This window comes from Streptomyces corynorhini, from assembly GCF_003346515.1.
In the GTDB taxonomy this organism is placed as follows: domain Bacteria; phylum Actinomycetota; class Actinomycetes; order Streptomycetales; family Streptomycetaceae; genus Streptomyces; species Streptomyces corynorhini.
In genome coordinates this window covers 1-10,493 of record NZ_QQNA01000346.1, presented here as the reverse complement: position 1 = coordinate 10,493, position 10,493 = coordinate 1, and the positions used below count along the sequence as shown (strand labels likewise).

Genomic DNA, 10,493 nt, shown 5'->3' with positions numbered 1-10,493 from the left:
CGGCGGCGGGGTAGGGGACGGGAGCGGGGTGGGGGGCGGGGTCGGGGGCGGGTCTGCTCCTCGTGCGGTCAGCCCGCCGACTTCGGCAGGGGCTCGCCGTACCACAGCTCCACCAGACGCGCCGCGATCGAGATGCCCAAGGGGGGCAGGATCTCCCCCGACTCGATCGCCGTACGCAGGTCCTCCCGGGAGAACCAGCGGGCCTCCTCGATCTCCTCGCCGTCCACCGTGATCTCGGAAGAGGTGGCGCGCGCCATGAAGCCCAGCATCAGGCTGGACGGGAAGGGCCACGGCTGGCTGGCGACGTACTCGACGTCCCCGACCGTGACCCCCGCCTCCTCGAAGACCTCGCGGACCACGGACTGCTCGATCGACTCCCCGGGCTCCACGAAGCCGGCGAGCGTGGAGAAGCGGCCCTCGGGCCAGTGGACCTGCCGGCCCAGCAGCGCGCGGTCGTCCTCGTCCGTGACCAGCATGATGACCGCCGGGTCGGTACGCGGGTAGTGCTCGGCCCCGCACGCCTGGCAGCGGCGGATATGGCCGGCCGCCGCGATCACGGTGCGCTCGCCGCAGCGGGAGCAGAAGCGGTGCAGCCGCTGCCAGTTCTCCAGCGCCACCGCGTGCACCATCAGACCCGCGTCGCGCGCGGAGAGCAGCAGCCCGGCCTCGCGCAGCCCGGCAGGGCGCGCCGACTGGTCCATCCGGCCCGGCAGGGTGTCCTTCTGGAGCGCGAAGTAGCGGACCCCGTCCGCGTCCGTGCCGAGGAAGTAGCGGTGGGTCTCGGTGAGGGGCGCCTCGAAGGCGGGCGTCATGACCAGTTCGGTCCGCCCGTCCGGGGTGTCGTCGATCAGCGCCTGCCCGCCGGACACCACGAAGACGCGGGTCGTGGGGTGGCTCCAGGCGGCGGCGAGCCACGCTTCGTCGAGACGGTGGTGCGCGGCCCGGTCGATGCCGCTGTGGGCGGTGAGGCCGATGGGTCGGTGTGCGGCGGCGTCACTGCTGAGGGTGCTCACAGGTGTCTTCCAACTCCCCCGGGTGGGTCGGGTTTCGATCAGCGGAGTGTGCGGCGCGGGGCGATGCCCGGGACGGATCCCAGGTCACCCCAGAGATGGGCGGTGGTCTCCACGCCTTTGAGGAGCAGTTCGATCTCGATCTTCTCGTTCGGCGCGTGCCAGCCGTCGGACGGTACGGAGATGCCCAGGAAGAGCACCGGGGCACCCAGCACGTCCTGAAGGTCGGCGGCGGGTCCCGAGCCGCCCTCGCGGGTGAAGCGGACCTTCCGGCCGAAGGCGCGGCCCATGGAGCGGACGACCGACTGGAGCGCCGGGTGGTCCAGCGGGGTCAGACAGGGGCGGGTGGCCGCGCCGAAGGTGACGCGGTGGCGGATGCCGGCGGGGATCCGCGCCTCGGCCCACTCCCGTACGGACCGCTCGATCCGGTCCGGGTCCTGGCCCGCGACCAGCCGGAACGAGAGCTTCACCATGGCGGACGACGGGATGATCGTCTTGCCGCCCGGCCCCTGGTAGCCGCCGCCGATGCCGTTGACCTCGGCGGTCGGCCGGGCCCAGACGCGCTCCAGGGTGGAGTAGCCCGCCTCGCCGAGGGTGGCGTGGGACGAGGCCGTACGGAGCCATTCGTCCTCGTCGAAGGGCAGCTCGGCGATGAGCGCCCGCTCGGTCTCCGTCAGCTCGGCGACGCCGTCGTAGAAGCCGGGGACGGTGACGCGCTCGTCCTCGTCGTGCAGGGCCGCGACCAGGCGGGCGGCGACCGTGGCCGGGTTCGGGACGGCCCCGCCGAAGGAACCGGAGTGGATGTCCTGGTCGGGTCCGTACAGTTCGATCTCGCAGTCGGCGAGGCCACGCATGCCGGTGCAGACGGTCGGGGTGTCCTCGGACCACATCCCGGTGTCGGAGACGATCACCACATCGGCGGCGAGCCGCTCCGCGTGCCGCTCGGTCAGGGCGCGGAAGTGCGGGGAGCCGGACTCCTCCTCGCCCTCGACCAGCAGTTTGAGGTGGACGGCGGGGGTGGTGCGCCCGGTGGCGGCCAGATGCGCGCGTACCCCGAGGGTGTGGAGGAAGACCTGCCCCTTGTCGTCGGCCGCTCCGCGCGCGTACAGGCGGCCGTCCTTCACCACCGGCTCGAACGGGTCGGTGTGCCAGCCGTCCTCGCGGGCGGCGGGCTGCACGTCGTGGTGGCCGTAGACCAGCACGGTCGGCGCGGCCGGGTCGTCGGAGGGCCATTCGGCGAAGACGGCGGGGGCGCCGGGTGTGTCCCAGATCTCAGCGACCGGGAAGCCGGTCTCCTTGAGTTCGGCGGCGAGCCAGTCGGCACTGCGCCGCACGTCAGCGTCGTGGTCGGGGTCCGCGGATACGGAGGGAACGCGCAGCCACTCGGCGAGGGCGTCGAGGAAGGCCGTGCGGTGGGTCTGGACGTACGTACGGACGACGCTGTCCGGAGTGTCGCTCATGACGTCGAGCCTAACGGGCCCGGCGAGCGGTCTCGTCTGCCGGAGGTGACGGCGGGCGCTCGGCGGGGGTGTCCTCGCCGTCGTCGGTCAGCAGGCGCTCCAGCTCCGGGCGGCCGGGGAGGCGCTCGGGGCGCACGACCTCCCCCGTCCGCACGTACAGGAAGGCGGCGGTCACCGCCGAGAGCGGGATGCCGAGCTGCTCGGCCCAGGCGAGCCGGTAGACGGCGAGCTGGAGCGGGTCGGCGGTACGGGCCCGGTTGGTCTTCCAGTCCACGATCTCGTACGTGTACGACGGCGCACCGGGCGCCGGGTCGGGCACCCGGTGGCGGTAGACGGCGTCGATACGGCCCCGGACGACGCGTCCGGCGAGGGTGAGGTGGACGGGCGTCTCCACCCGGTACGGCGTGCGGTGGGCGTACGGAGTGCGCTCGAACGCCTCCTTGAGCGCGACGAGGTCGCGCTCGTCGGTGATCTCCGGCTCGTCCTCGTCGCCGCCGGGCAGCTCGTCGGGGCCGAGCATCGGCAGCGGTATCTCCTCGAACCTCGACTCGACCCAGGCGTGGAACCGGGTGCCCCGTCGCGCCGCGGGCCGCGGCGGGCGCGGCATGGGCCGGGCCAGCTCCCGGGCGAAGCCGTCGGGGTCGGCGGCCAGGCGCAGCAGTTGGGAGGCGGAGAGGGACGGCGGTACGAGTACGTCGCGGACGGTGGCGCGGGCGCGCCGCAGCTCGCCGGCGAGCGCGTCGAGGTCGCGGTCCCAGGAGGCGAGGGTACGGGTCTCCTCGGGGGTGAGCGGCTCCTCGGCGGTGAGCGGCTCCTTGCCGGGTGGCCCGGACGGCTGCCTCGGGGCGGGGAGGGACGACACGGACGCCGCGTCCGGCAGGTCGGTCGGATCCGGATCGCGGTCGGGGTCCGGATCGGGATCGGGGTCGCGGTCGCGGTCGCGGTCGGGGACGTCGGACGCGTACGGATCCCGCTCGTGCGCAGCCTGCTCGTACAGATCCGGCCCGTAATCGTCCGGCCCGTAGGGATCCGGCCCGTACGCGTCCGGCCCGTAAGGATCCGGCTCGTACGCGTCCTCCCGCAGCCCGTCCCAGAAGTCCGGCTCCTGTGGAGCGACCGCTGCCGTCCCCGTGTCCCCGGCCTCGTCGCTCTCCACGCCCCCGCCGTCCGCTCCGGCCGCCCGCAGCTCCTCCAGGTGGGCCAGGACCGTGGCCCTGGCCTCCTGGCGGCGGGCGAAGGACCGCGCGTCCAGGGGAAGCGGCCAGGGCCGCGGGGTGGTCTCCGCGGCCAGCGACGGGTTCTCCTCGGTCTCCTCGGGAGCGTCCGCCCACGCCTCGATCTCCCCGTGACCCGCCACGCAGTGGTCGTAGAGGGCGTGCAGGAAGTCCGAGGGCCCCCGGGGGCGCTTCTGGGAGGGACCCCACCAGTGGCCCGAGCCGAGCAGCAGGGAGCGCGGGCGGGTGAAGGTGACATAGCCGAGGCGCAGCTCCTCGGTGCGCTGGTGTCCCTTCATGGCCTCCTTGAAGGTCTTGAGGCCCTTCGCGTCCCACGAGGTGACCTCGGGGAGCGTCGGGGCGTCGCCGCGCAGTGGGTGCGGCAGGACCTTGGACTGTGCCGTCCACGCCTCGCGGGCCCTGGTGTTGGGGAACTGCCCGGTGACGAGTCCCGGGACGGCGACGACGTCCCACTCCAGGCCCTTGGACTTGTGGGCGGTGAGGACCTTCACCGTGTTCTCGCCGCCGGGCAGCGCGTGGTCGAGGCCCTTCTCGTACTGCGCGGCCGTACGGAGGAAGGCGAGGAAGGCGAGCAGCCCGGCCTCCCCGTCGAGCGCGGCGAAGGAGGCCGCGACGTCGAGGAAGCTGCCGAGGGTCTCCCGGCGGCGGGCGGCCAGGGCGTGCGGGGACGCGGAGAGTTCGACTTCGAGACCGGTGGTGGCGAGGACGCGGTGCAGGACGTCCATGAGCGGGTCGGCCAGGGAGCGGCGCAGCTCGCGCAGCTCGGCGGCGAGCCGGGCGAAGCGGATCCGGGCGGCGGCGGAGAAGGGCAGTCCGTCCTCCGGGACGCCCGCCGTCTCCAGGAAGGTGTCGAGCGCGTCGGCGAGCGAGATCACCTCGGCGGGATCGGTGCCCTCGACCGCCGCGGCGAGCCGCGCGTCCGGGGCGTCGTCCGCGTCGGCGCCGGTGGAGCGGTGGACCAGCAGCCGGGCGCGGCGGCCGAGGAGCGCCAGGTCGCGCGGGCCGATGGACCAGCGGGGGCCGGTGAGGAGCCGGACCAGTGAGGCGTTGGCGCCGGGGTCCTGGAGGACCTCGCACACGGCGACGAGGTCGGCCACCTCCGGCAGGTGCAGCAGCCCGGACAGGCCGACGACCTCGACGGGCACGTCACGGGCCACCAGCGCGGCCTGGATCTGCGGGAAGTCGCCCGCCGTGCGGCACAGGACGGCGATCTCGGCGGGCTCCTTGCCGGTGCGCACGAGGTGGGCGATCGAGTCGGCGAGCCACTCGATCTCCTCCGCGTGCGTACGCAGCAGGGCGCAGCGCACGCCGCCGTCGCGCTCGGCGCCGGGGGCGGGGCGCAGTGCCTCGACGCCCTCGTGCATCGCGCGCAGCGGTGCGGCGAGGCTGTTGGCGAGGTCCAGCAGCCGGCCGCCGCTGCGGCGGTTCTCGCTGAGGGAGTGACGGGCGGCGGGGGTGCCGTCGGCGTGCGGGAAGTGTGAGGGGAAGTCGTCCAGGTTGGCGACGGAGGCACCGCGCCAGCCGTAGATGGCCTGGCAGGGGTCGCCGACGGCGGTCACGGCGTGTCCCGTGCCGCCGCCGAAGAGCGCGGAGAGCAGCAGCCGCTGGGCGACCGAGGTGTCCTGGTACTCGTCGAGCAGGACGACCCGGAACTCGTCGCGGAGCAGGGTGCCGACCTCGGGTCTGGTGGCGGCCAGCTCGGCGGAGAGGGCGATCTGGTCGCCGAAGTCGAGGAGATCGCGGGCGCTCTTGGCCGCCCGGTAGCGCCCGACGAGTTCGAGCAGCTCGCGGCGGGCGACGGCCGTCTCGGGAACCTTGCGCAGCTCGGCGTTGGAGAGCCTGGCCCCGTCGAGGGTGGCGAGCAGCCCGGTGTCGTGGGCGGTGAGCCGGGCGGGCGCCACGAGGTGCTCCGCCAGCTCGGCGTCGAGCGCGAGCAGGTCGCTGACCAGGGCGGAGAGCGACTTGGTGAGGGCGGGATACGGTCCCGGCGCGTCCCGCAGGACGCGCGCGGCGAGCTGGAAGCGGGTGGCGTCGGCGAGGAGCCGGGCGGTGGGTTCGAGGCCGATCCGCAGCCCGTGGTCGGTCAGGAGCCGCCCGGCGAAGGCGTGGTACGTGGAGATGCGGGGCTCGCCGGGGGGATCGTCGCCCGGGATGGGGTCCGGATCCGTGACCCCGGCCCGGACCAGCGCCTTGCGGACGCGCTCGGCCAGCTCGCCCGCGGCCTTGTTGGTGAAGGTCAGCCCGAGCACCTGCTCGGGGGCGACCTGTCCGCTGCCCACCAGCCACACCACCCGCGCGGCCATCACCGTGGTCTTCCCCGAGCCGGCTCCGGCCACGATCACCTGCGGGGCGGGCGGCGCGGTGACGCAGGCCATCTGCTCCGGGGTGAAGGGGATGCCGAGCAGCTCCTTGAGGCGCTCGGGATCGGTGAGACGAGGTACGGACATGTCGGGAAGGCTATCCGGCACCACTGACAACGACGGGGCACCGGGCTAGCCCCCGGCCCGGCCCCGGCCGGCGCTGGCGCCGCCGCCCCGTCACCTTGTGACGCGACCGACCTTCGTGACGAAGACGCTGACGGTGTCACCTTCGAGGCGGTAGAGCACACGCCAATCACCAACTGGCATCCGGTAGTAACCCGAGCCACCCAACGCTCGGGCGGCGGGCGGATGTGGGTCGTCTGCCAGGGCACGTACCGCCACCCTGCAGTTCTTCGCGCCGATGGGATCGATCAAGCGTAATCGGCGGAACTCTGTCATGGCCTGGTGCTCCCACACCATGGTGTATGTCATGAGGCTGCTGCCTCGGCATCCTCGGCATCCAACTGCGCCATGAACTCGTCATGTGTGAGCGACGGCCCAGTCGGCGCGGCCCTGCGCGCCTCGGCCTCCGCAATATCCGCTTCGTCTCGGATACGCCGCAGCTCCTCCAGTTCCTCTATCGACACCAGGGCCGCCGCCGGCCTGCCGTATTCACTGATCACGATTTCTTCGTGCCCGTAACGCACTCGGCTCACGAGCTGCCCGAGCTGGTTGCGGGCCTCCACCAGGGGATATGAGTCCATGAACAAACCGTACACATCAGCAGGTGTGTACATGTGGCCAGCGAGCAGATCACGCCGATGCTCATACGTACGGGCTACCGCTGGGACTCGTGTGTCATTCCACGACCTGTTGTCCCTCCGGCTGCGCGCTGCACGACGCGCGGAACGCGCAGTGCGCGCAGTGCTGGCCCGTGGAGGGGGTGAAGCGCTCGTCCAGGACGCGGCCTGCCGCCGTGGTGAGCAGTTCGCCGACCCACTCCCCGGCGAGCGGTTCCTGGGCCTGGATCCTGGGGAGTTCCTCGCCGCCCTCCTTCTTGGGGGCGGGCTGGCGCAGCTGGACGAGTTCGGCGCCTGCCGAGGGCGGGCGCCGGCCGTCGAAGACGTCGTCCAGGGCGCCCTCGCCCACGGCGAGCTGGTAGACGGCGAGCTGGGGGTGGCGGGCCACCTCGTCCTTGGTGGGGGCCTGTTTGCCGGTCTTGAAGTCGACCACGTAGGCGTGGCCCCGCGCGTCCCGCTCGACCCGGTCCATGGAGCCGCGGATCCGTACTTCGTACGGACCCGCTTCGAGCGTGACGTCGAAGCCGTGCTCGGTGGCGGCGGGGGTCCGGCCGCCCCGGTCCATGACGTGCCAGCGCAGGAAGCGTTCGAGCGCCACCCGCGCGTGCTCCTTCTCCTGCCGCGACTTCCAGGGCGCGTCGAAGGCGAGCGCGTCCCAGACGGAGTCCAGCCGGGTCATGAGGACCGCCAGGTCGGCGGGGGTACGGCCGGAGGCGACCTCGTCGGCCAGGACATGGACGACGTTGCCGAACCCCTGGGCCGCGGTGGCGGGCGCGTCCGCCTTCACCTCGCGCCCCAGGAACCACTGGAGCGCACAGGTGTGGGCCAGTTGCTCCAGGGCGCTGCCGGAGAGCGCGACGGGCCGGTCCCGGTCGCGCAGCGGTTCCGGCGACCGCGTCGGCTCGTACATGCCCCACCAGCGGTCCGGGTGCGCGGCGGGCACGAGGGCCTGGCCCTCGTCGTCGGTGAGGGCCGCGAGCCGGGCGAGGCGCCGGGCCGCCGCGTCCCGCAGCGCCGGGGTGGCGGCCGGGTCGACGGTGGTGGCGCGCAACTCGGCGACCAGCGGGGCGACGGCGAGCGGGCGGCGCGGGCGGGCGGTGATGTCCCGGGGTTCGACGCCCAGTTCCGGCAGGAAGCGGGAGGGCTGGTCGCCGTCGTCGGCGGGCGCCTTGACGGCCGTGACGACGAGCCGGTCGCGGGCACGGGTGGCGGCGACGTAGAACAGCCGCCGCTCCTCCGTAAGGAGGGCGCCGGGCGACAGCGGCTCGGCCAGCCCGTCCCGGCCGATCCGGTCCGCCTCCAGCAGGGAGCCGCGCCGCCGCAGGTCGGGCCAGAGGCCCTCCTGTACGCCCGCGACGACGACCAGCCGCCATTCGAGCCCCTTGGAGCGGTGCGCCGTCAGCAGCCGTACCGCGTCGGGGCGTACCGCGCGCCGGGTGAGGGTGTCGGCGGCGATGTCCTGCGCGTCCAGCTCCTCCAGGAAGTTGAGCGCGCCGCGGCCCCCGGTGCGCCGCTCGGCGCGGGCCGCCGCGTCGAAGAGCGCGCACACGGCGTCGAGGTCGCGGTCGGCGTTCCGGCCTCCGGCGCCGCCGCGCAGCGCGGAGCGTTCGAGCCGTCCGGGCCATGCGGTGCCCTGCCACAGCTCCCACAGCGCCTCCTCGGCCGTACCGCCGCCCTGAAGCAGCTCGCGGGCCTTGCGCAGCAGCGCGCCGAGCCGCTGCGCGCCCCTGGCGTACGCCGGATCGTGCGCCACCAGCCGCTCCGGCTCGGCGAGGGCCCGCGCGAGCAGTACGTCGGACGGTGCGGGCACCGCGACCCCCGCCGCCCGCTCCTCGTCGCGCAGGGCCCGTCCGAGGCGCCGCAGATCGGCCGTGTCCATGCCGCCGAGGGGCGAGGCGAGAAGGGTGAGCGCGGTCTCGACGTCGAGCCACGCGCCCTGCCCGGGAGAGACCGGGTCGGGGGAGACCGGGTCGGCGGACTCGGCACCGTCGACGGACTCAGTGGACTCGGCACCGTCGACGGACTCAGCCGACTCCGCACCGTCGACGGACTCGGCGGGCTCCACACCGTCAACCGACCCGGCGGACCGCGCACCGTCAACGTCAACGTCAACGTCAACGGGCTCAGTCGACCCGGCCGACTCCCTCGGCCCCGTGGCCTCTGCCGGAGCCCGCAGCGACGCCCTGGCCACCGCCCGCAATGCCGTCAGCAGCGGAGCCACCGCGGGCTCGTGGCGCAGCGGCATGTCGGCGCCGTCCACCTCCAGTGGAACGCCGGCCGATGTCAGCGCGCGGCGGATCGAGGGGATGGTGCGGCCTCCGGCGCGCACCAGCACGGCCATCTCCTGCCACGGAACCCCGTCCTCCAGATGGGCGCGGCGCAGGATGTCGGCGATGTTGTCCAGCTCCGCCGACGGCGTCGGGAAGGTGTACGTCTCGACCCGGCCGCCCTCCCGTACCGCCGTCGGCTCGCGATGCGTCCGTACCTTCTCGGCGGGGAGCCGGGTCAGCGGCATCCGGCGGGTCAGCAGCCGGGTCGCCGCCAGCAGCCGGTCGCCCGAGCGGCGGGAAGTGGTGAGGACCTCGACCGGCGCCGGGCGGCCGTCGGAGCGCGGGAAGGCGTCCGGGAAGTCGAGGATGCCGTTCACGTCGGCGCCCCGGAAGGCGTAGATCGACTGGTCGGGGTCGCCGACGGCGACCAGGGTGCGGCCCCGGCCCGCCACCGCGTGCAAGAGTCTGACCTGCGCCGGGTCGGTGTCCTGGTACTCGTCGACGAACACCGCGTCGTACCGGTCGACGATCCGCGCGGCGACCTCGGGGCGCTCCGCGAGCAGCACCGCCCGGTGCACCAGCTCCGCGTAGTCCAGCACCCCCTGCAGGTCCAGGACGTCCAGGTACTCCGCGAGGAACGCGGCGGCGGCCCCCCAGTCGGGCCGTCCGGTGCGCCGCGCGAACGCGGCCAGGGCGTCGGGGCCGAGTCCCAGTTCGCGGCTGCGGGCGAGGACGGCGCGTACCTCGTCGGCGAAGCCGCGCGTGGTCAGGCACGCCCGCAGCTCGTCCGGCCAGCGCACCCGCTGGTGCCCTTCGCGTTCCAGCTGGAGCTGGCCGGCGAGGAGATCGCGGACGGCCACGTCCTGCTCGGGCCCGGAGAGCAGCCGCAGCGGTTCGCTGAACAGCTCGGCCTCCTGGTGCGCGCGGATCAGGGCGTAGCAGAAGGAGTGGAACGTGGTCGCCTGCGGCGCGCGGGCGACGCCGAGCCGGACCGCCATCCGGTCGCGCAGCTCCACCGCCGCCTTGCGGCTGAAGGTCAGGACGAGGATCCGTTCGGGGTCGGCGCCCCGGGCGACGCGCCGGGCGACCGACTCCACCAGCGTCGTCGTCTTGCCCGTGCCCGGCCCGGCCAGCACCAGCATCGGCCCGCTCCCGTGGTCAACCACACGGCGCTGCGCTGCGTCCAGCACAGGAGGATCCACCGGAACCGGCGGGGTGCGTACCAGCCGGTACGCACCCGGGGTCCGCTGCCCCGCCCGGCGCCGCGTGGCGTGCCGGGTGAAGGACCCGGGGGCGCCCCCGGGCGGAGAGCCGGTGGAAGACCCGGTGGATGAAGGGAAGCTCACGTGGATCGCCGGTCCTGGAAGAGGTGCTGGTGGTGGTAGGGCGGGTTGCGAAAGGAGCGCCGTCCGCCACCG

The 10,493-nt window shown here is 74.0% G+C and carries 6 protein-coding genes; all 6 read right to left on the bottom strand.

The window, feature by feature from the left end; translation table 11 throughout:
• Positions 1–68: 68 nt before the first annotated feature.
• Complete coding sequence (gene nudC, locus DVH02_RS31680; protein ID WP_114627294.1) at positions 69–1,013, bottom strand: NAD(+) diphosphatase; 945 nt, start codon at positions 1,011–1,013, stop codon at positions 69–71.
• Positions 1,014–1,051: 38 nt separating this feature from the next.
• Positions 1,052–2,470 (bottom strand): dipeptidase, encoded by a 1,419-nt coding sequence (locus tag DVH02_RS31675; protein WP_114627293.1) that lies wholly within the window; start codon positions 2,468–2,470, stop codon positions 1,052–1,054.
• Positions 2,471–2,480: 10 nt separating this feature from the next.
• Positions 2,481–6,152: an ATP-dependent DNA helicase gene (locus DVH02_RS31670; protein ID WP_114627292.1), complete on the bottom strand. Its 3,672-nt coding sequence runs from the start codon at positions 6,150–6,152 to the stop codon at positions 2,481–2,483.
• Between the two features lie 90 nt (positions 6,153–6,242).
• A complete protein-coding gene (locus tag DVH02_RS31665; RefSeq protein WP_114627291.1) occupies positions 6,243–6,497 on the bottom strand; it encodes a type II toxin-antitoxin system RelE family toxin in 255 nt (84 codons plus the stop codon).
• Complete coding sequence (locus DVH02_RS31660; protein WP_158575968.1) at positions 6,494–6,769, bottom strand: type II toxin-antitoxin system Phd/YefM family antitoxin; 276 nt, start codon at positions 6,767–6,769, stop codon at positions 6,494–6,496. The genes DVH02_RS31665 and DVH02_RS31660 overlap by 4 nt, the downstream gene beginning before the upstream one ends.
• Before the next feature lie 94 nt (positions 6,770–6,863).
• The gene (locus DVH02_RS31655; RefSeq protein WP_407697703.1) at positions 6,864–10,265 is read right to left on the bottom strand and encodes an ATP-dependent helicase; all 3,402 of its coding nucleotides are present in this window, start codon (positions 10,263–10,265) and stop codon (positions 6,864–6,866) included.
• Positions 10,266–10,493 lie beyond the last annotated feature (228 nt).